At 67.7% G+C, this 22,756-nt stretch carries 19 protein-coding genes; 1 reads left to right on the top strand and 18 read right to left on the bottom strand.

Annotated features, from left to right (window positions below):
- Positions 1 to 4: 4 nt before the first annotated feature.
- From fucP to AB9O74_RS13970, 3 genes are all read right to left on the bottom strand, one after another.
- Positions 5 to 1,315 (bottom strand): L-fucose:H+ symporter permease, encoded by a 1,311-nt coding sequence (gene fucP, locus AB9O74_RS13980; RefSeq protein ID WP_369349665.1) that lies wholly within the window; start codon positions 1,313 to 1,315, stop codon positions 5 to 7.
- A gap of 44 nt (positions 1,316 to 1,359) precedes the next feature.
- Positions 1,360 to 2,403 (bottom strand): LacI family DNA-binding transcriptional regulator, encoded by a 1,044-nt coding sequence (locus AB9O74_RS13975; protein ID WP_176989885.1) that lies wholly within the window; start codon positions 2,401 to 2,403, stop codon positions 1,360 to 1,362.
- Between the two features lie 118 nt (positions 2,404 to 2,521).
- On the bottom strand, positions 2,522 to 4,921 hold the full coding sequence (locus AB9O74_RS13970; RefSeq protein WP_369349700.1) for a GH92 family glycosyl hydrolase: 2,400 nt from the start codon (positions 4,919 to 4,921) through the stop codon (positions 2,522 to 2,524).
- Between the two features lie 655 nt (positions 4,922 to 5,576).
- On the opposite strand from AB9O74_RS13970, the gene AB9O74_RS13965 reads away from it, so the two are divergent.
- Positions 5,577 to 8,645 carry a TonB-dependent receptor gene (locus AB9O74_RS13965; RefSeq protein WP_369349664.1) on the top strand — a complete coding sequence of 1,023 codons (3,069 nt, stop codon included), beginning with the start codon at positions 5,577 to 5,579 and terminating at the stop codon, positions 8,643 to 8,645.
- 118 nt (positions 8,646 to 8,763) lie between these two features.
- Here the strand turns inward: AB9O74_RS13965 and AB9O74_RS13960 are convergent, their stop codons facing one another.
- The 15 genes from AB9O74_RS13960 to hisS all read right to left on the bottom strand — a co-directional run bounded on the left by AB9O74_RS13960 (position 8,764) and on the right by hisS (position 22,667).
- Positions 8,764 to 9,513: a copper homeostasis protein CutC gene (locus AB9O74_RS13960; RefSeq protein WP_369349663.1), complete on the bottom strand. Its 750-nt coding sequence runs from the start codon at positions 9,511 to 9,513 to the stop codon at positions 8,764 to 8,766.
- Positions 9,510 to 10,508, bottom strand: a complete 999-nt coding sequence (locus AB9O74_RS13955) for a N(4)-(beta-N-acetylglucosaminyl)-L-asparaginase (RefSeq protein ID WP_369349662.1) — start codon at positions 10,506 to 10,508, stop codon at positions 9,510 to 9,512. The genes AB9O74_RS13960 and AB9O74_RS13955 overlap by 4 nt, the downstream gene beginning before the upstream one ends.
- 33 nt (positions 10,509 to 10,541) lie before the next feature.
- Positions 10,542 to 11,543, bottom strand: a complete 1,002-nt coding sequence (locus AB9O74_RS13950) for a glucokinase (protein ID WP_369349661.1) — start codon at positions 11,541 to 11,543, stop codon at positions 10,542 to 10,544.
- Positions 11,544 to 11,688: 145 nt separating this feature from the next.
- Positions 11,689 to 13,287: a calcineurin-like phosphoesterase C-terminal domain-containing protein gene (locus tag AB9O74_RS13945; RefSeq protein WP_369349660.1), complete on the bottom strand. Its 1,599-nt coding sequence runs from the start codon at positions 13,285 to 13,287 to the stop codon at positions 11,689 to 11,691.
- 93 nt (positions 13,288 to 13,380) lie between these two features.
- Positions 13,381 to 14,019, bottom strand: a complete 639-nt coding sequence (hisIE, locus tag AB9O74_RS13940; RefSeq protein WP_369349659.1) for a bifunctional phosphoribosyl-AMP cyclohydrolase/phosphoribosyl-ATP diphosphatase HisIE — start codon at positions 14,017 to 14,019, stop codon at positions 13,381 to 13,383.
- Complete coding sequence (gene hisF, locus AB9O74_RS13935; RefSeq protein WP_369349658.1) at positions 14,009 to 14,785, bottom strand: imidazole glycerol phosphate synthase subunit HisF; 777 nt, start codon at positions 14,783 to 14,785, stop codon at positions 14,009 to 14,011. The genes hisIE and hisF overlap by 11 nt, the downstream gene beginning before the upstream one ends.
- Positions 14,779 to 15,513, bottom strand: a complete 735-nt coding sequence (gene hisA / locus AB9O74_RS13930) for a 1-(5-phosphoribosyl)-5-[(5-phosphoribosylamino)methylideneamino]imidazole-4-carboxamide isomerase (protein ID WP_369349657.1) — start codon at positions 15,511 to 15,513, stop codon at positions 14,779 to 14,781. The genes hisF and hisA overlap by 7 nt, the downstream gene beginning before the upstream one ends.
- Complete coding sequence (gene hisH / locus AB9O74_RS13925) at positions 15,510 to 16,112, bottom strand: imidazole glycerol phosphate synthase subunit HisH (RefSeq protein ID WP_176989876.1); 603 nt, start codon at positions 16,110 to 16,112, stop codon at positions 15,510 to 15,512. The genes hisA and hisH overlap by 4 nt, the downstream gene beginning before the upstream one ends.
- The gene (hisB, locus tag AB9O74_RS13920) at positions 16,109 to 17,182 is read right to left on the bottom strand and encodes a bifunctional histidinol-phosphatase/imidazoleglycerol-phosphate dehydratase HisB (RefSeq protein ID WP_369349656.1); all 1,074 of its coding nucleotides are present in this window, start codon (positions 17,180 to 17,182) and stop codon (positions 16,109 to 16,111) included. The genes hisH and hisB overlap by 4 nt, the downstream gene beginning before the upstream one ends.
- On the bottom strand, positions 17,179 to 18,267 hold the full coding sequence (gene hisC, locus AB9O74_RS13915; RefSeq protein WP_369349655.1) for a histidinol-phosphate transaminase: 1,089 nt from the start codon (positions 18,265 to 18,267) through the stop codon (positions 17,179 to 17,181). The genes hisB and hisC overlap by 4 nt, the downstream gene beginning before the upstream one ends.
- A complete protein-coding gene (gene hisD, locus AB9O74_RS13910; protein ID WP_369349654.1) occupies positions 18,264 to 19,559 on the bottom strand; it encodes a histidinol dehydrogenase in 1,296 nt (431 codons plus the stop codon). The genes hisC and hisD overlap by 4 nt, the downstream gene beginning before the upstream one ends.
- A complete protein-coding gene (gene hisG, locus AB9O74_RS13905; RefSeq protein WP_121036643.1) occupies positions 19,556 to 20,467 on the bottom strand; it encodes an ATP phosphoribosyltransferase in 912 nt (303 codons plus the stop codon). The genes hisD and hisG overlap by 4 nt, the downstream gene beginning before the upstream one ends.
- Before the next feature lie 11 nt (positions 20,468 to 20,478).
- The gene (locus AB9O74_RS13900) at positions 20,479 to 20,799 is read right to left on the bottom strand and encodes a YerC/YecD family TrpR-related protein (RefSeq protein ID WP_346488947.1); all 321 of its coding nucleotides are present in this window, start codon (positions 20,797 to 20,799) and stop codon (positions 20,479 to 20,481) included.
- Positions 20,800 to 20,979: 180 nt separating this feature from the next.
- Positions 20,980 to 21,273, bottom strand: coding sequence for a hypothetical protein (locus AB9O74_RS13895; protein ID WP_369349653.1), 294 nt, complete (start codon positions 21,271 to 21,273; stop codon positions 20,980 to 20,982).
- Complete coding sequence (gene hisS, locus AB9O74_RS13890) at positions 21,270 to 22,667, bottom strand: histidine--tRNA ligase (RefSeq protein ID WP_354274376.1); 1,398 nt, start codon at positions 22,665 to 22,667, stop codon at positions 21,270 to 21,272. The genes AB9O74_RS13895 and hisS overlap by 4 nt, the downstream gene beginning before the upstream one ends.
- Positions 22,668 to 22,756: the final 89 nt, after the last annotated feature.

Below are 22,756 nucleotides of genomic sequence, written 5' to 3'. Positions count from 1 at the left end.
GGCCTCAAGCTCCCTGGCGGAATCCGACGGCCGGGCGCGAACCGGACAGGCCGTAGAAGATGATGTAGCCGTAGCAGAGCAGCGGCAGGATGAAGGACTCATGCAGCCCGATGCTGTCGGCCAGCAGGCCCTGCAGGTACGGCACCACCGCGCCACCGACGATGGCCATGATCAGCAGGCTGGAGGCCTTGTTGGTCAGCGTGCCCAGGCGTTCGATGCTCAGCGCGAAGATGGTCGGGAACATGATGGAATTGAACAGACCCACCGCCACGATCGAATACAGCGCGACCTGCCCCTGGCTGAGCATGGTCAGCGCCAGCAGTGCGACGTTCATGCCCGCGAACAGGGTGAGCAGCACGCGCGGCGAGAACCGGGTCATGATCGCCGAGCCGGCGAAACGACCGATCATCGCCAGCGTCCAGTACGCCGAGACGTAATGGGTGGCTTCCTTCTCGGTGAAGCCGCCGATGTTGGGCAGCGACAGGTAGTTGACCAGGAAGCTGCCGATCGACACTTCCGCACCCACGTAGAAGAAGATCGCCAGCACGCCGAACAGCACGTGGCGATGGCGCAGCGCATCCATCAGGGTGTGCTTGCTGGTATCGGCCTGCTCGGTGGTCTCCGTCAGCGCCGGCAGGCGGAACAGATAGACGAACACCGCCAGCAGGAACAGCGCCACGGCCAGGCCCACGTACGGGCCCTGCACGGACTGCGCTTCCTGCACGCGATAGGCGATCTGCTCGGCGGCCGGCAGCGCGCCGATCTCGTCGGCACTCTTGACCGTGTTGCCCAGGATCAGCAGCCCGCCGAAGATCGGCGCGATCGCGGTACCCAGCGAGTTCAGCGCCTGGGCCAGGGTCAGGCGGCTGGAGGCCGTCTGCTCCGGGCCAAGCAGCGCCACGTACGGGTTGGCCGCGACCTGCAGCACGGTGATGCCGGTGGCCAGCACGAACAGGGCGCCCAGGAAGGCTTCATACACGCGCAGTTCGGCCGCCGGCCAGAAGCCCAGCGCACCGACCGCGGCAATCGCCAGGCCGGCCACGATGCCCTTCTTGTAGCCCAGATGCGCGACCAGCCGGCCGGCCGGGAGCGACATCAGGAAGTACGCACCGAAGAAAGTGAACTGCACCAGCATCGCGCGGGCGTAGTTCAGTTCGAACACCGCCTTCAGATGCGGGATCAGGATGTCGTTGAGGCAGGTGAGGAAGCCCCACATGAAGAAGATGGTGGTCGCCACGGCCAGCGCGACACGCGTGTTCACCGGGGGCGCAGCGGAGGACGAGGATGGGAGGCGGGGCGTAGGAGAGATGGGCATTCAGGTACGCGCCTCAGTGCGCGAGCAGGTGATTGGGGGAACCATCAGACGGTCATCGCGCCACTGCTCTCGCGAACGCGGAGCTGGACCGGTGCAACGGTACGGGCCGGCGCAGCGTCGGGATGGTCCAGACGCAGCAACAGCAGTTCGGCTGCCTGCCGCCCGCGCTCGCGCGGGTTGACGGTCAGCGTGGTCAGCGGCGGCGATGCCACCGAGGCCTCGGAAATGTCATCGAAACCGGTCACCGCGAAGTCGCGGCCCGGCTGCACGCCGCGCGAGGCCAGGCCCAGCATCAGGCCCAGTGCGACGCTGTCGTTGTAGCAGACCGCTGCGGTCGGCACGTCACCCAGCGCGAACAGCTCGCCGGTCCGCGCGGCTGCATCCAGGCGACTGGGCGAGGTTTCGATCAGCCACGCCGGCTGCACCGGCATGCCGGCCTCGACCAGCGCCTGCGCATACCCGGTACGACGCTGATGGCACGAACTGGAGACCGCATGGCCGCCATAGAACGCGATGCGGCGGTGGCCCTGTTCGATCAGATGGCGGGTGGCCAGGTAGGCCCCCTGCTGGTTGTCCAGGGTCAGGAAGTCCCACTCGGCGCCGGGCAGTTCGCGGTTGAACAGCAGCACGTTGGCATGGCCGAGCACCTGCCGCAGCTGTCCGGTATCGCTGCCTTCGGCAGGCGACAGGATCAGCCCGGCCGGCATGTGCTCCATCAAGGTGGTCAGCACGGCCTGCTGCCGCTCCGGCGATTCACCGGTGCTGCCGAGCAGGGTCACGAAGCCCTTGCCGCCCAGCGCTTCGTCCACCCCGGAGGCGAATTCGGCGAAGAACGGGTTGGACAGGTCGTTGATGACCAGGGCCACGCTCGAGGACGTGCGACGACGCAGGTTGGCCGCGCCGCGGTTGTAGACGTAGCGCTGGCGCCGCAGTTCGGCCTCCACCTTGGCACGGGTGTCGACGTTCACCAGGGGGCTGCCACGCAGCACCAGCGACACGGTCGCGCGCGACACGCCGATTGCTTCGGCGATGTCGGTCACGGTGACCGCGCGCGTGCCTTTGCCGGCGGGGGTGGCCTTGTCTTTCATCGGGTCGTCGGGTTCCTCAAGCAAGGTGCAAGCCTAAACGATCGCATTGGCCAGTGGTCCGCGCCCGTGCCGGCGGTCAGCCCCGGGGGGACGACCTCGGCGCAGGCGGGCGCGCCGCTCATTCCAGCACTGCGCCGGGGGTGGCGCAGAACGAGGCCGGCAGCGCCTCGGCCTGCGTGCCCCAGCCGTTCTCCGGGGCGGTGCTGCCCAGCGCGAAGGCGATGGTGCCACCGCGCTGCAGCTGCGCCCAGTCCAGCCACACGGGCGCATGCGCGCGGCCGTCGACCTGGACGTTCTGGACGTACTGCAGCTGGCGGCCATCGGCGCCCGGCGCCTCCAAGGTGAGTGTCTTGCCCTGGCCCAGATCGATCTCGGCACGGGCGAAGCGCGGCGTATGCAGCAGGAACTCGCCACTGCCCGGCACCGCCGGATACAGACCGAGCGCACTGAACAGGTACCACGCCGACATCGTGCCCAGGTCATCGTTGCCGGTCACGCCGTTGGGCGCATTGGTGAACAGCTGCTGCGCGGCACGCACCACGGTCGCGGTCTTCCACGGCTGGCCGATCAGCGTATACATCCACGGCGCGTGCAGGTCGGGCTCGTTGTTGGGGTTGTAGCGGTACTGGTTGTAATAGCTGTACGGCCCGACCACCCATTCCTTGCGCGCGGCGGTCAGCGGCGACTTCACGAGTGCGTCATAGGCGAAGAACGTATCCAGACGGCGGGCCGCCTGCTCACGACCGTGCATGGCCTGGACCAGGCCGGGCACGTCCTGCTGCGCCAGCCACTGGTACTGCCACGCGGTGCCTTCATGGAAACCATGGTGCGAGCGCGGGCTGTACTTGCCGTCGGCCGGCAGGTACCACGCGCCATCTTCCATGCGCGGCCGCGGGAAGCCGTTGAAGTCGCCCTCCTCGTCCCGCACCGACGGGTCCCACACCTTGTGCCAGTTGCGGCCGCGCTCGCGCAGCACGCCGGCATCGGCGGCATGCCCGAGGCCATCGGCCATCTGTGCCAGCGCGCAGTCGGCCAGCGCATATTCCAGCGTCGCCGAGCCACCGTGGTGCGGATCCACGTCCATGCCCTTGGAGGGGAACGCGCGGTCGTACTGCACGTAGCCGTTGGCCAGGTAGCTCGGGTTGCCCGAACGGCCCGCATGACGCGAGTTCATCGGCGGTACCTCGAACGCATTCTTGCGCAGCGCGGTGTAGGCCTCGCCTTCGCGGCCGGCGAGCGCGCCGAAGCGCCACAGGTCCACCAGGAACGGCGTGACCGGATCACCCGTCATGATGTTGGTTTCGAAGTTGGCATAGCCCCAGCGCGGCAACCAGCCGCCCTGCGCATCGATGGTCAGCAGGGTCCGGCCGATATCGCGCGCCACCTCAGGCTTGGTCAGCGCCAGCCACTGGTTCTGAGCGCGGTAGGTATCCCACAGCGAGAAGTACTCGTAATAGGTCCAGCCATCGGCACGATGGATGGTGTCATCGTAGCCACGGTAGCGACCGTCCGCATCGCTGCCGGTCATCGGCTGCAGCAGCGCGTGGTAAAGCGCGGTGTACAACACGGTGCGGTCATCGTTGCTGCCGCCCTGCACGCGCACCGCGGCCAGTTCCCTGCGCCACTGCTGCTGCGCCATCTGCCGCATCTGGTCGAAGCCGAGCAGGTGCTCGCCCTGCATGCCATCGCTGCGCAGGTTGGCACGCGCGCCTTCGGCATCCACGTGCGAGATCGCGCTGACCGCGGTCACGGCGCGGCCCTTGGCCAGGTCGAAGCTGAGCCAGGCACCGCTGGGCTTGAGTTCGCCCTCCATGCCATGGCGTGCGCCCGGCAGGCCGCCGCCCTCGCCCCAGGTACCGAACGCCTTGAACGGGCGATCGAACTCGATGCGGAACCAGGTGGTGTACTGATGCCCACCGCAGAAGCTCTTGGTGACCAGCTTGCCTTCCACGGCACGGTCGCCGACCACGTCGACCACGCTGCCAATCACCGAATGGCGCTCGTTGGCCTGGCCAAGGTTGACCAGCACGTGGCCGGTCGTCGCATCGGCGGCGAAGGTGTAGCGTTCGGCCGCGGCACGGGTGCGCGCGGTGGCCTCGGCATCGATGCCGCCGTAATTGGTCAGGCGCACCTTGTAGTAGCCGGCCTGCCCCACTTCGCCGTCGTGCGTATAGCCGGAAGCGTAGCGCTTGTGGTCGAAGCTCTTGGCGTCGTCGGTGTTGAAGTCACCGCCCGGGCCGATGCTGCCGGTCACCGGCAGGACCGAAACCTGGCCGCCCTGCTCCCAGCAGCCCGCGCCGGACAGGAAGGAGTGGCCGAAGCCGCGGATTTTGGGATCGTCATAGCGCCAGCCGGCGTAGTGCTCGCCGATCGGGCTGACCTGGATCAGGCCGAACGGCGCCGAGGCGCCCGGGAACGTATTGCCATCGTCCTTGCTGCCGATGAAGGTGTTGACCTCACGCTCCAGTGCAGCGGGCGCGGCCTGCAGCAACAGCGGCGCGCAGCTCAGCGCCAGCAGGCAGGCCAGGCCGGCCAGCGGGCGGCGGCGGGCCGGGACGGCATGGGCGGCGGGAACAACGGAAGGACGGTTGGAAAAACGGGTCACGGACACGGACTCCTTGGCGGACGTGGCGGCAGCGCGAACCTCTGGCGGTGGGCGCCGCGGGTTCCCTGGACTGGGCGACCCAATCCACACCCCGGTGAATTTAGATCGATTTAAGTAAAGCACGGGAATTTCAGGCGATGCATTCTGCGCTGCAACATGAGCCTGCCTGGGGCGGCCATTCACTGCCCATGCGGCTGCGCACTCTCACCTGGGCACCCCGGGTGGCAACTCCGATCCATGGTCAGCGGCCCACCCACCGGGCGGAGGCGGTCCGGCCTGTGCCGCCGGGGATCGTGCCCTCGCCAAGCGAAAGCTGCCCGGGAATCCATATTGCGGAGCAGCATGCTTCGCCCGCGCGGTCGTGCTAAAAATCCCCCGCCAATCGTTTAGATCGATCCAACTTAAAACGGTCACGATTGCCGGAAGTGGGGAGCCGGGGGACTGCCCCACGCGATGCATGCGGGACGCGCCAGGCAACTCGACGCTCTGGAAAATGGGCTTCAAACATTAGATCGATTCAAAGAATTCGTATCGCCACCGTTTCAATCCAGGAGAGGGAGAGAGTGGAATGAAGATGTCACGCATGCACCGCCGCGTTACGTTGTCCGCGGCCATCGCAAGCGCCTTGGCCGCGGCCGTCATGCCCGCCAGCGCGTTCGCGCAACAAACGACCCCGGCCGCGACCGGTACCCCTGATGCAACCACGCTCGACAGCGTGACCGTCACCGGCTACCGCTACGCCATCGAAAAGAGCCTGCAGCAGAAGCGCGACGCCAACGCCGTGGTCGAAGTGATCACCGCCGAGGACGTGGGCAAGTTCCCCGACAAGAACGTTGCCGACGCGCTGCAGCGCGTGCCCGGCGTGGTGATCACGCGCAGCGGCGGCGAAGGCAAGAGCGTCAGCGTGCGCGGCCTCGCGCCCGACCTGACCCTCACCCAGTTGAACGGCAATTACGTCGCCACCTCGGAAACCAACAACGAGGCGTCGCGTTCGTTCAACTACACGCTGCTGCCGTCGAACATGCTGTCCAGCGCGGAGCTGTTCAAATCGCCGGAAGCGCGCATCGACGAAGGCGGCATCGGCGGCACGGTGATCCTGCACACCCGCCGTCCGCTCGATATGGAAGCCAACTCCGGGTACGTGAACCTGGAAGGCACCTCGTCGGACACCAGCCACGACATCGATCCGCAGGCCTCGGCGCTCTACTCCTGGCACAGCAAGGACGAACGCTTCGGTGTGTTGGTGGGCGTGACGCAGCAGAAGCGCACCAGCCGCACCATGGAAGCCAGCACCGAGGACTATCAGTGGTATGGCGCCGGCGACGCGCGTGATGCCAACGGCAACGCGCTGCCGCAGGATGGCATCCACTACTGGTGGGGGCAGTCCGGTTTCAACAACCAGACCGGCGGCAACTACAGCGACTTCTTCATGCCGACCTCGGTGAATTTCGCCGTGAAGGAAGAGAAGCGCGAGCGCAAGGGCGGCCAGCTGACCTTCCAGTTCAAGCCGCTGGACAACCTGACCCTGACCGCCAACTACTTCCGCTTCGAGCTGCAGGGGGATTACACCCAGAACATGCTCAAGGTGCCGGAGTGGAGCATGGCCCGCTTCAACGGCGACGGTAACTGGGCCGGCGGCCGGCTGCTCAACGGGCTCGACTTCGATCCCAGCGGCAGCATCGTGACCGGCGCGCAGTTCGAGAAGCTGCCGGGCAAGGCCTACATCTGCAGCGAAGAGCAGGCCGCAGCGGCCGGCCTGGCGCCGGGCGGCTGGGGTCCGGACGATTGCACCCTCCCCACCCCGCAGCTGACCGGTGGCTACAGCAAGGAGAAGGCGCTTTCGCAGACCGCCGACCTGTCCGTCGAATGGGACATCAGCCCGCTGTGGAAGGCGTCCTTCACCGGTGGCCGTACGTGGTCCGAAGGTGGCCCGTCGATGAACTTCCGCATGTCCGCCAAGCCGCGCCGCAAGGTCGGTGCGGATTACCTGTCGGGCAATCAGTACACCGCGTGGGACCTGACCGGCACGCCGTCGGTCCAGTTCTCGCCGGACCTGCAGCAGCAGCTGATGGCCGGTATCGCCGAAGTCGACACCGGCTCGACCGACTCGTCGTGGATGCAGACCGAAGTCGAACAGAACTACTTCCAGGCCGACTTCACCAAGCTGTTCGAAACGGGCTGGCTGGACTCGATCCAGTTCGGCACCAAGTACCGTGACGGCAAGGTCCACCGCAACACCGGCAACACCTACTGGGTGTGCCAGGGCCTGGACCCGGCCGACTACGACAACAACCGTTACCAGGCCGGCTGCGATTCGACCGCCGGCGATGCGCAGCCGGGCTTCTTCCTGTCCAACCCGATCAGCAACATCGCGGGTGGCTTCAACGCCAACGTGTTCCCGGGCATCAACTACCCGGCCTACATCAATTACCTCAACCAGACCTACGGCGGCTCGCACAACCGCACCGAAGAAGACTTCGTCTACGACGTCAACGAGAAGATCTACTCCGGCTACTTCCAGGCCAACTTCCGTACCGAACGCCTGCGCGGCAACGTCGGCGTGCGCGTGGTGCGTACCGAGCAGTTCGCCCAGTCCAGCGATTCGGTCGAGCGCTTCAACGATTACTTCGTCGACAACGCCAACGGCTCGCCGATGAGCTGCGATGATCCGGCCGCGGATCCGACCCTGCGCTGCCAGGGTGGCTTCGTGCGCCTGCCGGACAACCAGGTCCGCGACAAGGTCTACACGCTCAGCTCGCTCGACAAGACCTATACCGACTTCCTGCCGAGCTTCAACATCGCCTGGGACATCACCGACAGCCTGGTGCTGCGCGGTGCAGCGTCGAAGGTCATCGCACGTCCGGGCTATACCAGCATCGCCTACCCGGGCGGCCTGAACTACATCAGCGAGGAATACAGCAACGACCGCCGCGTGGCCGGTGGTACTGACACCCCGGGCTGGTACGGTTCCGGCAGCAACAAGAACCTGGAGCCGTTCGAAGCCATCCAGTTCGACCTCGGCGTGGAGTGGTACTTCAAGCCGGGCTCCGCCGCGGGTGTGGCGCTGTTCCGCAAGAACGTGGACAACTTCACGGTGCCGGTGGTGCGCGACCAGCAGATGACGGTCGGCGGCCAGACGGTCACCGTGCAGAAGTACGCCACGGAAGCCAACGGTCGTGATGGCGTCTCGCAGGGTGTCGAGGTGTACGGCCAGTACACGTTCGACATGGGCTTCGGCGTACAGGCCAACTACACCTACAACGACACCAACCTCGCCTCGATCGTGCTGGATGGCGAAGAAATCGGTGCATCGCCGCTGGTGGGCAGCGCCAAGAACCAGGCCAACGTCACGATCTTCTACGAGAACGACACAATCCTGGCCCGCGCCTCGTACAACCGCCGTGGCGAAGTGGTGGGCGGCCTGAACAACGGCCTGACCACCTACACCAAGCCCTACGACCAGCTCGACCTCAACGTGGCGTACAACATCACCCCGGACTGGACGGTCACCGCCTCGGTGCTGAACGCCACCAAGTCCGAGCTGCAGAGCTACATCGGCGGTGACAGCGAAGCCCGCCTGCTGTCCAACATCTACGCCGGCCGCCAGCTGTACTTCGGCGTGAACTGGAAGTTCTAAGCATCACCCGCCTCGCCTCCGGGCGGGGCAACGGTCCTCCACGGCAGCTGCGCTTTTACAGGCGGCTGCCGTTTTTTAATGGGGACGGAGGTAGTTAATTGCGGACGTACGTCGCGGATTAGCTACCTCCGTCCCTATTATCAAGCGCCGCGCGCAGTGCTCTGACCTGCGCTGTATCGGTGACGGTCCAGCCCGGCGACAACCCGGTCAACGCGGGATTGTGGTGACGCATTGCCGACGGCTGCGTCGCCTTCGCCGAGGCGTGCAGTTCAACGCACCCGCTGCGGTCAGCCACCTTCATGACGTTGGCCGCAGTGATCCCGGCGCCGGCCATCAGCGAAATCCGGTCACCAGCCTGCGCCACCAGAGCGGCCAGAACATCGGCACCGGCCAGGGCACTGGCCTGCCCTCCCGAACTCAGGATGCGCTGGCAGCCCAGCGTCACGATCTGCTCCAGCGCCGCCGGCAGATCGCGTGCGGCATCGAAGGCGCGGTGGAACGTGATGCCGAGCGGACCTGCTGCGGCCACCAGTTCACGGCACAACGCCATGTCGATGCCACCGTCGGCATCCAGGGCACCGATCACCACACCATCGCAGCCGAGCGCACGGCAGTGCGCGATATCGCGCAGCATGATCTCGGTCTCCAGTGCGGTGTAAAGAAAATCGCCAGGACGCGGCCGGATCAGCACGAACAACGGAATCTGCAGGCGGTCACGGGCGACCGCGATGCTGCCCTGCGACGGCGTGGTACCGCCCTCGGCCAGGTTGTCGAACAGCTCGATCCGGTCCGCGCCGCCCTGCTGGGCGGCCAATGCGGAGGCCACCGAATTCGAGGCGATCTCCAGCACCCGCCGCCGCGCGCTCACGTCTGCTCGCTCGTGTAGACCGAGGCGGAATCGCGCAGATCGTCCTGCCGGTCCTTGTCGCAGACTGCATAGACGAAGCCGCGATGCAGCGCATAGGCGCCGACCTCACCGTGCTTATTCAACGCGAGGAAGCACACCTGCAGGGTCTTGCTTGCCTCAGGCCGCTTGCGCACCACCCGCGCGATCGCCTCGCGGCAGGCCTCGGCCGGTGATCGGCCCTGGCGCATCAGCTCGACCACCAGGAACGAGGCGGCATTGCGGATCATTTCCTCACCCACGCCCGAGGCCGTTGCCGCACCGACCTCGTTGTCCACGTACAGGCCCGCACCGATGATCGGGCTGTCGCCCACGCGGCCGTGCATCTTCCACGCCATGCCACTGGTGGTGCAGGCACCGGCCAGACGCCCTTGGGCATCGATGGCGAGCATGCCCAGCGTGTCGTGGTTGCTGCTGTCGCCGGGGCGGCTGCGTCGCTCGGCATTGATCTCGGGGGTGTACTGCGCGGTCTTGAGCCACTCACGCCACGCCTTCTCGGCTTCCGGGGTGAGCAGCTTCCTGCGTTCGAAACCCTGCTGCACGGCGAACTGTTGCGCGCCCTCGCCTACCAGCATCACGTGCGGGGTCTGTTCCATCACCCGCCGCGCCACCGAGACCGGGTGCGCGATATCGCTGAGCGCCGCCACCGAACCGCAGCGGCCATCGCCGTCCATGATGCTGGCGTCCAGGCTCAGCACCCCATCGCGATCCGGATTGCCACAGCGCCCGACCGTGGGGTTGCACAGGTCGCTCTCGGCCCAACGTGCGCCGGCTTCCACCGCATCAAGCGCGGAACCGCCGGCCGACAAGGTTTTCCAGGCCACCTGGTTGGCCCCCACGCCGAAATCCCAGGTGGACACGACGCGCGCGCCGGTGGCGGTGCGTGCCTGCAGCGTCGGCAGCGCGAGGGCGCCGGCCGCCAGGGCACTGGCCTGGAGAAATCGCCTGCGGTCAGTCATGGATACGTCTCCAGTTATCGGACAATGAAAGAACTACGCGACGATACAGCGATGCTCCGCATGCCAGACCGCCGCGCCGAGCACGCCGAGTTCGCCGTGGTCCACGCGCCAGATCGGCACCTGGCGGAGCACCTCCTGCATCACGCCCTTGGCCAGGAAGCGCTCGCGGAAGCGGCCATCGCGCAGGAAGCGGTCCACGCGCGTGGAGATGCCGCCGGCCAGATAGACTGAGCGCGCGCCGAACGTGGTGGCCAGATCGCCGGCCAGACTGCCCAGCCAAGCACAGAACACCTCCAGCGTCTCGACCGCCACCGGATCGTCGCCTTCGTGCGCGGCCGCGATCAGGGCTTCTGTGCTGGTCCAGTGCGGGGTGACGCCACGGATATCGCACAGGCAGGGATACAGGTTCATCAGGCCGCCCCCGGACAGCACGCGCTCGTTGTCCACGTGCTCCCAGCGCTGCAGCAGGCGCGAGAGCACCTCCAGTTCCAGCGGATTGCAGGCGTTCAACGCGGCGTGGCCGGCTTCGCTGGCCAGCACCGGACGCTCGCCGCCCTCGAAACGCAGCGCCGCGCCCAGTCCAGTGCCCGGGCCCAGCACCAGCGCGGGCCATCGCGGGCCCACGCCGGGTTCGCCGTTGAGGGCCACCATGGTTTCCGGCGCCACGTGCGGGATCGCATAGGCGACCGCTTCGAAATCGTTGATCAGCGCCAGCGACACCAGCCCCGAATCGTGACGGGTCTGCGCGACCGACACCGGCCACGGCAGATTGGTGTTGACCAGATGATCGCCGTCCAGCAGCCCGGCGATCGCGACCACGGCACTGTCCGGCGCTGCGGGCAGGCTGGCGATGAAGTCGGCCAGGATCGCGGCCAGGCCGGGGTGATCAGCGCAGGCATAACGCCGCAGGCCGCTCAGCCGTGGCGCAGCGCCCGCGCATACGGTGGCCAGCGCGACGCGGGCGAACGTGCCGCCGACATCGGCCACGATCAGCGTGTCAGAGTGGGAATCCCGCGGGGCCGCCGTCCGCGACACCTCAGGTTGAGCCGGAACCGGTACCGCTGCGCTCACTCGCTTGCCTTGGTTGAATCGATTGAATCCCGGCGATTCTCAGGCATCGCCGGGGGAATGCAAAGCCACGCCTGCCATACAGCGCCGTACTGAAACGACTGCGGCGTGATCAGGGCTTGGCGGTCTGCAGGCGGTAGCTGGTGCTGGCCATCGCGGTCGGGCCATCGCCCTGCACCGCACGCACTTCCACCTTGTGCTCCTCCACGGCAAGGTGGGTGGGGAGCGCGCCGCGCCACAGGTGCGGCGATGGCGTGGCTTCCGGCGAACGGTCGAAACCGCGCAGGCGCTCGGCGGTATCGTCGGCGACATTTTCCTGCAGCAGGCGCGGATCCGGCTGTTCGACGCGCTTCATCGGCTGCCATGCGCCGTCGTCCACGCGGTACTCCACCAGCGAATCGGCCTGGCCCATGAACACGTTGGCGTACACGCCCCAGGCCGGGTACGCGCCCTGGCGCAGCACCTTCGGCGCGTGCAGGGCGATCTGGTAATCGTCGGGTGCGCGCGCCACGTAATAGCGCAGGCCATAGTCACCACCGGGCTTGACCGAGAGCACCGCATAGCCGTTCGGGGTGCCATCGCTCATGGTTGCATCGGGGATGCCACTGCTGTCCTTCACGCCCGACCAGAACGCCCCGCAGGCCGCGCCCACGTTGTACTCGTGCAGCGGCCTGCTGCCCTGCCAGCCTTCGACGGCACCGTGGTAGTAGTGCTGTTGGGTGTGGCTGTGGCCGCTGAGCACCAGCACGTTCGGGAAGTCCTTGAGCAGCGCGAACAGCCGCGCGCGGTCGGCATGGCGGAACGTCTCGCGGCCCGGCGCCGCATCGAACAGCGGGATGTGCATGCCGAGCACGATCAGCCGATCGCGCGGCAGTCCCTTCAGATAGTTGCCGAGGAAGGTGAACTGGTCCGCGCGCAGGCCGCCGACGTAGCTCGGCTTGGCCTTGGGGTCGTACACCACGTCATCGAGGAAGACGAAGCTCGCCCCGCCCTCTTCCACCGCGTAGGTGTCCGGGCCGTACACGGCGCGCCAGCTGTCCAGCGAATGCGCGTCGTTGCCGGCATCCATGTCCAGGTCGTGGTTGCCCGGCACGTGGAACCACGGCACCTGCAGCTGCGCGGTGACCTTGTTGATGTCCGGGTACAGGCTCAGATCGTCATTGACGATATCCCCCAGAGTGGTGCCCAGGCGCGCCGGATGCTTGCCGATGATCGGATCGACGATGGCGCGCTGGTAGTAGCCGATGTCCTGGCGGCTGGCGGTCTGCGAATCGGTGAAGACCAGCATCTCGAAGCCGTTGCGCGCCGCGTCCGTGCCCTTGGCCGGTTCCAGCGCGAAATCCCAGTTGCGGGTCGCGCCGCCGGTGGCGTGGATGCCGTCGTATTTCAGCTTCGGCGAGCCCTGCGGCGCATAGTGGCGCCAGTACGAGGGCAGCCCATTGGCGGCGGCCGGGAAGCGGTACTCGTCCGGCTTGATCACGAACACGGTCTGCCCCTCGCGCACGGGCAGGCTGTAGCTGCCATCGGCGGCGGTGCGCACGATTGTTTCCCCGTTGGACACCTGCACGCCGGCCAGGCCGGGATCGGTCGGCCCGCGTCCCGGCTTGCCGTCGCGCTCCTGATAGACCTTGCCGGTAATCGTCGTGCCGGCAGCCCAGGCAGGCGAAGTCATCAACAGCAGGCAAGCCAGCCAGGCGGCAGTACGGGTCATCGAGGGCGGTCCGATCGGGGGTGGGGAATTGTAGAGCCGCACATCATCGCCTGCACCGCGTTTCACCGACGTTAAACGATGTCCCGCCCGGGCTTACCCCGCGTGGCGCGCCGCCAGCACCGCCACCGCGTCGTCCAGCGAGAGGCCACGCGCACGCAGCAGCACGGTCAGATGGAACAGCAGATCGGCCGCCTCACCCAGCAGCGCGTCATCGTCCTGGACGACCCCGGCCAGCGCGGTTTCGACGCCCTCCTCGCCCACCTTCTGCGCGATGCGGCGGATGTCCCCGTCGAACAACGACGTGGTGTAGCTGCCGGCCGGGCGCTGCTGCTCACGTTCGCGCACCACGGTATCCAACCGGCCCAGGAAGTTGCCCGGCGCCTGCGGGAAGCAGCTCTCGCTGCCGGTGTGGCAGGTCGGCCCGGCCGGGCGCGCACTGACCAGCAGGGTGTCGTTGTCGCAGTCGATCCGCACGGCGGTCACCGCCAGCACATTGCCGGAGGACTCGCCCTTGGTCCACAGCCGCTGCTTGCTGCGGCTGTAGAAGGTCATGTGGCCCGTGGCCAGGGTCTGCTCCAGCGAAGCCGCATTGGCGTAGCCGAGCATCAGCACGCGCAGCGTGTCCGTATCCTGCACCACCACCGGCAGCAGGCCATCGCCCTTGCCCCAGTCCAGCTGCGCCAGCGCTGCGCGCGACGGGCGCACGTCGATGGAATGCACTTCAATAGACATCTCGAACCTCGATCTGCTGCTCGCGCAGGAACTGCTTGAGCGCGGGAATGGCGATAGCACCACTGTGGAAGACACTGGCGGCAAGCGCGCCGTCGACGTCGGCCTGGTCGAATACATCGGCGAAGTGCTGCATTTCGCCGGCGCCACCGGAGGCGATCAACGGCACCTGGCACAGCGCGCGCGCCTGACGCAGCTGGGCCACGTCGTAACCGCGGCGGACGCCATCGCTGTCCATGCAGTTCAGCACGATCTCGCCGGCACCCCGGCGCTGTGCCTCCACCAGCCAGTCCAGAGTGCGCACCGCCACCGCCTGGGTCTTGTCCGGGTCGCCACTGAAGCGGCGCACCCGCCATTCGCCATCCGGTTCGCGCACCGAATCGATGCCGACGACCACGCACTGCACGCCGAACGCATCGGCCAGTTCTTCAATGAGCTCCGGCCGGCCCAGCGCGGGGGAGTTGATCGAAATCTTGTCGGCGCCGGCGTGCAGCACGCACCGCGCGGTCTCGACATCGCTGATGCCGCCGGCCACGCAGAACGGGATGTCGATCAGGCGCGCGATGCGCTCGATCCAGGCGACATCCACGGCGCGCCCCTCCGGACTGGCGCCGATGTCATAGAACACGAGTTCGTCCGCGCCCTGGTCGCGATAGCGCATCGCCAGCTCGGCGATGTCACCCATGTCCACGTGGTCGCGGAAACGCACGCCCTTGACCACGCGACCATCGCGGACGTCCAGGCACGGGATCAAGCGGCGGCTCAGCATGCCAGCGCTCCTTCCAGGGTCATGCGCCCTTCCAGCAGCGCCTTGCCGAGGATCGCGCCGCCACAGCCGACGGCCTTGGCCTGGGCTACGTCGTCGGCATCGCGCACGCCACCGGAGGCCTGTACCGCCACGCCCGGCAGCAGGCGCGCCAAGTGCTGGTACAGATCGATGTTCGGCCCCGAGAGCATGCCGTCGCGGGCGATATCCGTGCACAGCAGGTGCCGCATGCCGGCCTCGGCGTAACGCTGCGCCAGCACGTCCAAGGTGTCCTCGGCGGTCTCGGTCCAGCCATGCACAGGCAGCAGCCAGCGACCATCCTCGGCCTGGCGCGCGTCGAGCGCGATGGTGAGCCGTTCAGGGCCAAATTCGCGCAGCCAGCCAATCACCGTGTCCGGCGCACGGACCGATACCGAGCCGACCACCACGCGGGTAGCACCGGCATCGAGGATGCGCGCAACGTCATCGCGCGAGCGCACGCCGCCGCCGGTCTGCACCTGCAGGCCGGTCTGCGCCGCGATCGAGGACAGCAGCGGTGCCAGCGTGTAACCACCCGCACGGGCCGCATCCAGATCCACCAGATGCATCCAGCTCGCGCCCGCCGCGGCAAACGCCTGCGCGCGCGGCAGCGGGTCATCGCCGTAGGTAGTCTGCTGCGCGTAGTCGCCCTGCAGCAGGCGCACCACGCGGCCTTCGCGGATATCCAGGGCGGGATAGACGATGAAACTCATGTCGGCTCATTCTCGATGAAATTGCGCAGGATGCGCGCGCCGGTATCGGCCGAACGCTCCGGATGGAACTGGGCGCCACTGTGCCGGCCGCGCTGCACGACGGCCGCGAACAGCCCGCCGTGATCGCAGGCGGCCACGGTGTCTTCGCCCAGTGGCGCGGCGTAGCTGTGGACGAAGTAGGCACTCGCCCGTGCCGGCACGCCGGCCAGCAGCGGCGACTCACGCAGCGGCAGCAGCCGGTTCCAGCCCATGTGCGGCACGCGGATGCCGGTTGCAGGGCGCAGGTGGCGCACGACCCCGGGCAACAGGCCGAGGCATTCGACATGGCCTTCTTCAGAACCATCGAACAGCAGCTGCATGCCCAGGCAGATGCCGAGCAGCGGCACCTGCAGGTCGCGCAGCGGCTGGACCAGACCCTGTGCATGCAGGCGTGCCATGCCGTGCGGGGCCGCGCCGACGCCAGGGAGGATCACCCGCGAGACGCCCTCCAGGCCCTGCGCATCGCGGACCAGCCGCACCTGCACGCCCAGCCGCTCCAGCGCATAGCGGACCGAGCCGAGGTTGGCGCCGCCCGCATCGATCAGCGCAACCTCGGTCACAGCGCCCCCTTGGTGCTCGGCAGCGCGGTGCCCTGGCGTGGCAGGGCCTGGCGCAGCGCACGCGCCAGCGCCTTGAAGCAGGCTTCGACCTTGTGATGATCATTGTCGCCGCGCACGCTCAGGTGCAGGTTCAAACCGGCCGCATCGCACAGCGAGCGGAAGAAGTGCGGCACCAGCTCGGTCGGCATGTCACCCACGCGCTCGCGCTTGAACTCGCCTTCGAACACGAAATACGGGCGGCCGCTGAAATCCAGCGCGGCGCTGGCCAGGGTTTCATCCATCGGCAGCGTGAAGCCGTAGCGGCCGATGCCGCGCTTGTCGCCGAGCGCCTCGCGCAGGGCCTGGCCCAGCGCCAGGCCGGTGTCTTCAATGGTGTGGTGCTCATCGATGTGCAGGTCGCCCTCGGCCTGCACGCTCAGGGCGAAGCCGCCGTGCTTGCCGATCTGCTCCAGCATGTGATCGAAGAACGGCAGCCCGGTGTGGGTCTGCGGTTCGGCGGTGCGATCCAGATCGACCTCGACCCGGATCCTGGTTTCCTTGGTATTACGCTGCACGGTGGCCCGGCGCGGTGCATCGGCCAGCTCGTGCGCGATCGAGGTCCAGTCCCAGTCGCCGCCGAACTGTTCGGTGCGCAGCTGGAAGCCACGAATCTTCATGTTTTCGGCGAACTGGATGTCGGTCAGGCGGTCGCCCACCATCGCCGAGCGTGCCCAGTCGATGCTGCGGTCCTGCAGATACGGCAGCATCAGGCCGATGCCCGGCTTGCGGGTCGGCGCGTTGTCCTGCGGCCAGGTGCCGTCGATCAACACGTCACGGAAGCTAATGCCCTGGCTGGCGAAGATCTGCAGCATCAGGTCGTTGGGGCCGTCGAAGCTGGCCTGCGGATAGCCTTCGGTGCCCAGGCCGTCCTGGTTGCTGACGATCACGAACTGGTAGCCGGCATCGCGCAGCTTGAGCATCGCCGGGATCACATCGCGCACGAAGCGCAGCTTCTCGTAGGCGTCGATCTGGAAATCGGCGGGCTCTTCGATCAGGGTGCCGTCGCGGTCGACGAACAGAATCGGGGTCATGCGGCAGCCCTCCGGGCCGTCAGGGCAGCGAGTACGCGGTCGTTCTGTTCCGGGCTGCCGAGGGTGATGCGCAGCGCATCGCCCAGCTGCGGCGCGGCACGCTGGTCGCGCACGACCACACCGGCCGCGAGCAGCGCATCGAACGCGCCCTGTGCGTCGGCGAAGCGGGCCAGCAGGTAGTTGCCCTGCGAGGGATAGACACGCAGCACGCCGGGCAGCGTGGCAAGGCCGGCCTGCAGCCGCGCGCGTTCGGCCTTGATCTGCACGATGCGCTGGCTGGTCACCGCGAGGTTCTCGGGGCCAAGGCCTGCCAACGCGAGCTCCGCACAGGGTGCGGGCACGGGATACGGGGCCTGGCAGCGGCGCAGTACCTGGATCAGGGCGGCATCGGCGATCAGGCTGCCGATGCGGGCGGCGGCCAGCGCATGCGCCTTGGACAACGTCCGCAGCACGGCGATGTTCTCGTAGCGGCCCAGCAGCGTGCTGGCGGAGGCCTGCTCCGCATACTCACCGTAGGCCTCGTCCACCACGACCAGCGCCCTGCCCTGCAATGCGGTGGCCACGCGCTCGATCTCGGCCAGCGTGATCACGCTGCCAGCGGGATTGGACGGCGAGCACAGGAACACCAGCTTGGCGTTGCCCGACAGCGCAGCGGCGATCACCGCATCGATATCGGCAACCAGCGCATCGCCCTGCTCAACCAGCGGCACCTCGATCACCGGCGCGTTCTGCAGGCGGGCGCAGACGGCGTACATGCCGAACACGGGCGGTGTAGTTACGACCGCATCGCGACCCGGCTCGCACAGCGCCCGCACCAGCAGATCGATGGCCTCGTCGCTGCCACGGCCGATCAACAGCTGCTCCGGTGCGCAACCATAGAGCTCGGCCAGCCGATCGCGCAGGGCGGCCGGCTGCGGATCGGGGTAGCGGCGCGCGCCACCGGTGACATCAGCCGGATTGGCCCAGGCCGATTCGTTGGCGTTGAGCCAGACATCGCCGACCAGCGCGCTGCTGCGCGCCGAGGAGTACCCGGTGAACGCCTGCAGGTCCTCGCGGACCAGCGACAGAAGGGAGCCGGTGCTCATGCCGCCGCCTCCATGCGCAGGGTCACGGCATTCTCGTGCGCATCCAGGCCTTCGGCGCGCGCCAGCACGCGGGCGCACTCGCCCATCGCGGCGATGCCGGCGGCGGTGGCCGACTGCACGCTGATCAGGTTCTGGAAACTGGCCACGCTGACGCCGCTGTAGGCGCGCGCGGCGCCCGCGGTCGGCAGCACGTGGTTGGTGCCGCTGCAGTAATCGCCCAACGCTTCGGGGGTGTAGTCGCCGAGGAAAACCGAGCCGGCCGCTTCCACCTTCTCCAGCCACGCGCGCGGATCGCGCAGCGCCAGGATCAGATGTTCCGGCGCATACCGGTTGCTGATCGCGAACGCATCATCCAGCGAATCGACCAGGATCAGGCGCGAGGACGCCAGCGCCTGCGCGGCGATCTCCGCGCGCGACAGCCGCGCCAGCTGCGCTTCAACCGCCGCTTCAACACGGTCAACCATCCCTGCGTCGTCGGTCAGCAGCAGCACCTGCGAGTCTGGACCGTGCTCGGCCTGCGAGAGCAGATCGGCCGCGACGAACGCGGGATTGGCGCCGGCGTCGGCAATGACCAGCACTTCCGACGGCCCGGCCGGCATGTCGATCGCTGCAGCGCCGTCCTGGGCCACCTGCTGCTTGGCTTCGGTCACGTAACTGTTGCCCGGGCCATACAGCTTGTCGCAGGCCGGGATGCTGTCGGTGCCGTACGCCATCGCCGCGATCGCCTGCGCGCCGCCCAGCTTGAAGACGCGGTGCACGCCGGTCAGGCGCGCGGCCACCAGCACCGCAGGATCGGCACTGCCGTCCTTGCGCGGCGGCGTGCACAGCACGACCTCCCGGCAGCCGGCCAGCTGTGCGGGCACGCCCAGCATCAACGCGGTCGACGGCAACGGCGCGCTGCCGGCCGGCACATACAGACCCACCTGACCGATCGGGCGCACCATGCGCTCGCAACGCACGCCAGGCGCGGTCTCGACCGCATAGCCCTCGCTCATGCCCGCCTGGTGGAAGGTCCGGATGCGCGCGGCGGCATCGATCATCGCCTGGCGCAGTTCGGCCGAAACGGCCTGTTCGGCGGCGGCGAACTCCGCCTCGCTGACCTGGAAGCTCTCCGGCGCCACCCCGTCAAAGCGCAGGGTGATCTCACGCAGTGCGTCATCGCCGCCGTCGCGCACGGCCGCGATCAAGGCCGCGACGGACTCACGGGTGCGCGCCGCCACGGCCTGGACCGGGCGTTGCAGCGCCTGCGCCTGGGCGCCGGCATCCAATTGGGACCACGTCAAACGATTCATGCCAGCGACCGCTCCACACTCAACACCATCAAGCCCTGCGCACCCGCGCGCTCCAGATCCTCCAACCGCTGCCAGGTCAACGCACCGTGGCACATGGTCTGCAAACGCAGGTGGCCGCCGTCATCGGGCAATTGCACCAGCGGATCGGCATCGGGCAGCAGGCGGGTCAGCTCGGAGACCCGGTCCAGCGCGGCGCGGAACATCAGCAGCTTGCTGTCCTGCACCTTCACCACGCCGTCGAGGCGACGCAGCAGCATGGCCATCAGGCCGGCGCGGGCATCATCGGGCGTGCGTACCGGACCGGCCAGCACCGCCTCGCTTTCCAGCAGGGTTTCGACCGGCTTGAGCTGGTTGGCGGCCAGGGTGGCGCCGCTGGAGACCAGATCGCAGATCAGATCGGCGGTGCCCAGCCGCGGGGCGATCTCGACCGAGCCGGACAGTTCGACCACCTGCGCATCCACGCCGCGCTCGGCCAGCCAGTCGGCCAGGATCGCGGGGTAGCTGGTGGCGATGCGCTTGCCGGCCAGCTGCTCCACGCCCGTCCATTCCCACTCCTCCGGCACCGCCAGCATCAAGCGGCACTGGCCGAAGTTGAGGCCGCGCAGCGCCTGGTAGGCGTCCGGCAGACCGATCCGGCGGCGCGCAGCGCCCTGCTCGTCCAGCTCATTGCGGCCGACGATGCCGAAATCGCACACACCGTCGGCGATCAGGCCGGGAATGTCGTCATCGCGGACCAGCAGCAGGTCCACCGGCAGCGATTCGCCGTAGCAGAACAGCTTGTCGCGGCTCTGCCGCCAGCTCAGCCCGCAGGCGGTCAGCAGGCTGCGCGCAGGCTCGGCCAGCCGCCCGTTCTTCTGGATGGCGATACGCAGCCGGTCACGTGCCGGGGCGGTCTGGGTTGCACTCATGGGGGAGGTCTCTACTCGGATTCGGGGGAGGTCGGCGTGGCGGCGATGGCGGCGGCATAGCCGCCGTGGCCGTGGTCCAGCGAGCGCGCCACGCGCCCGGTGGTGGTCACGCTGACCCCGGTCAACTCATGGATCTCGCGATACGGCACGCCCTGCTGCAGCAGCGGCACGACCTTCCAGCGGTCGGACAGCGCCTCCAGCTCGGCCGGCGTGCACAGGTCGCGCAGGAACGCGGTCACCGCCCCGGGATCGGAGAGGGCAGCAAAGGCGCGCGCCAGCGAGGCCAGATCGGCCTGGGCGTCTTTTTCACGGGGGATCGGACGTAGTTTCATCGTATCAATGTAATAGCGTGCTATTACATTAGCCCAAGCAAGGGGCACGGTCAAACCGCTGCAGTGAGCGGACCAGAAGTGTTCAGGGTCCGGAAACGAACAACGCCCGCATGGGCGGGCGTTGTTCCGGGTATCCAAGGAAACGTGCCGACCAACGGTCGGCAGCTACCGGGTCGGCAGCTACCGGCAGCGGACCTCGGCGCGCAGGGCACCGCTGCGCAGGCATTCGCCGAACAGGCTGCCCTGGCGGCTGGGAAGCGACTCCATGGCCTCCAGGACGCCGGCGCTGCCGGAACACTGGGTGCTGGCCAGCTCGCGTAGATCGCGCTCAAGCTGTTCCCGACTGATCACATGGCAGCGGTCCACCGTCAACCGGTAATGCCCGGGGCCGATCCGTTTGCTGCGCAGTTGCGGGTCGCTCTGGCAGCCGGCGAGCAGGAGCAGCATCACTGCCCCTGCGGCGGCCTGCTTCATGCCATCGCCTTGGCCTGCTCCAGCTCGACCTGCAGCGCGCTGGCCAGCTCGTCGCGGGCGACCTCGAACTGCTGCTCGCGCAGCAGGTCCTTGACCGCGACCACGCCACGCGCCAGTTCGTCCTCACCGGCCAGCACGACGAAGCGGATGCCCGCCTTGGCCGCGTACTGGAACTGCTTGCCGATCTTCTTCGGCTCCATCTGCACTTCGGCATTGATGCCACCGACGCGCAGGCGACGGGCGATATCCAGCGACTCGGGCAGGCCGTTGTCGTCCATCAGGGCCACCAGCGCGTGCACGCTGCTGTCCTCGATACCGGCGATCAGGCCGGCTTCGCGCAGCTGCCAGAACAGGCGGGTCAGGCCGATGGAAATGCCCACGCCCGGCAGCTTGGACTTGCTGTAGTGGCTGGCCAGGTCTTCGTAACGGCCGCCCGAGCAGATCGAGCCGATCTGCGGGTGGTCGGTCAGCGTGGTCTCGTAGACGGTGCCGGTGTAGTAATCCAGGCCGCGCGCGATGGAGAAGTTCAGGCAGTACGCGGTTTCCGGCACCCCCAGCGCCTTGACCAGCTGCAGCACTTCGCGCAGTTCGGCCACGCCCTGCGTGAGCGTTTCGCTGGCAGCGCCATCAACCAGCAGCGCATCCAGCTGCGCCAGCGCATCGGCATGGCTGCTCGAGCGCACGGCCACAAACGCCAGGATGCGTTCGACCTGCTCGGCCGGAATCTCGAAGCCCTCGCCCACCAGGGTCTCGCGCACGTAATCGGCACCGCGCTTGTCCAGCTTGTCCACTTCCCGCAGCACGGCCAGCTGGCGCTCGCCATCGGCCACGCCCAGGCTTTCGAAGAAGCCGCGCATCAACTTGCGGTTGTTGAGCTGCACCGAGAAATCGCCGATACGCAGTTCAGCGAACACCGCATGGATGACCGCCAGCACTTCGGCGTCGTAGCGGGTGCTCAGCGTGTCCTTGCCGATCACATCGATGTCGCACTGGTAGAACTCGCGGAAGCGGCCACGCTGCGCGCGCTCGCCACGGTACACGCGCTGCATCTGGTAGCGGCGGAACGGGAAGGTCAGGTCATGCTCGTGCTCGGCGACATAGCGTGCCAGCGGCACGGTCAGGTCGAAGCGCAGGGCCAGTTCCGGCAGCGCTTTCTCTTCCGCTTCGGCGGCGTTGGCCAGCGCACCGGTGGACTGCACGAAATACACCTGGCGCTCGGTCTCGCCGCCGGACTTGGTCAGCAGCACATCGGACAGCTCGAACACCGGCGTCTCCACCGGCAGGAACCCGAACCGCTCGTAGTTGCGGCGGATGACGTCCAGCATGCGCTGGAACGCGATCTGCTCACGCGGCAGCAATTCCATGATGCCGGGCGGCGTACGGGGCTTGATCACTTGCGGGACTCCTGCGGAAACGGGGGGATGAGCGAGCGGCATATTCTAGCCGCAGCCGGCGCAACGAGCCGCATCCGGGCGCCGGGAGC

It is taken from the genome of Stenotrophomonas sp. JAG2 (genome assembly GCF_041080745.1).
Classification (GTDB): domain Bacteria; phylum Pseudomonadota; class Gammaproteobacteria; order Xanthomonadales; family Xanthomonadaceae; genus Stenotrophomonas; species Stenotrophomonas maltophilia_AA.
The sequence above is the reverse complement of the archived record's forward strand: the minus strand, read 5'-3'. Positions and strand labels throughout refer to the sequence as shown.

What these genes read in the sequence shown, in the direction of transcription:
- fucP (WP_369349665.1), bottom strand. Translation starts at nt 1,315, where the DNA reads ATGCCCATCTCTCCTACGCCCCGCCTCCCATCCTCGTCCTCCGCTGCG.
- AB9O74_RS13975 (WP_176989885.1), bottom strand. Translation starts at nt 2,403, where the DNA reads ATGAAAGACAAGGCCACCCCCGCCGGCAAAGGCACGCGCGCGGTCACC.
- AB9O74_RS13965 (WP_369349664.1), top strand. Translation starts at nt 5,577, where the DNA reads ATGAAGATGTCACGCATGCACCGCCGCGTTACGTTGTCCGCGGCCATC.
- AB9O74_RS13955 (WP_369349662.1), bottom strand. Translation starts at nt 10,508, where the DNA reads ATGACTGACCGCAGGCGATTTCTCCAGGCCAGTGCCCTGGCGGCCGGC.
- AB9O74_RS13945 (WP_369349660.1), bottom strand. Translation starts at nt 13,287, where the DNA reads ATGACCCGTACTGCCGCCTGGCTGGCTTGCCTGCTGTTGATGACTTCG.
- hisIE (WP_369349659.1), bottom strand. Translation starts at nt 14,019, where the DNA reads ATGTCTATTGAAGTGCATTCCATCGACGTGCGCCCGTCGCGCGCAGCG.
- hisF (WP_369349658.1), bottom strand. Translation starts at nt 14,785, where the DNA reads ATGCTGAGCCGCCGCTTGATCCCGTGCCTGGACGTCCGCGATGGTCGC.
- hisA (WP_369349657.1), bottom strand. Translation starts at nt 15,513, where the DNA reads ATGAGTTTCATCGTCTATCCCGCCCTGGATATCCGCGAAGGCCGCGTG.
- hisB (WP_369349656.1), bottom strand. Translation starts at nt 17,182, where the DNA reads ATGACCCCGATTCTGTTCGTCGACCGCGACGGCACCCTGATCGAAGAG.
- hisC (WP_369349655.1), bottom strand. Translation starts at nt 18,267, where the DNA reads ATGAGCACCGGCTCCCTTCTGTCGCTGGTCCGCGAGGACCTGCAGGCG.
- hisD (WP_369349654.1), bottom strand. Translation starts at nt 19,559, where the DNA reads ATGAATCGTTTGACGTGGTCCCAATTGGATGCCGGCGCCCAGGCGCAG.
- hisG (WP_121036643.1), bottom strand. Translation starts at nt 20,467, where the DNA reads ATGAGTGCAACCCAGACCGCCCCGGCACGTGACCGGCTGCGTATCGCC.
- AB9O74_RS13900 (WP_346488947.1), bottom strand. Translation starts at nt 20,799, where the DNA reads ATGAAACTACGTCCGATCCCCCGTGAAAAAGACGCCCAGGCCGATCTG.
- AB9O74_RS13895 (WP_369349653.1), bottom strand. Translation starts at nt 21,273, where the DNA reads ATGAAGCAGGCCGCCGCAGGGGCAGTGATGCTGCTCCTGCTCGCCGGC.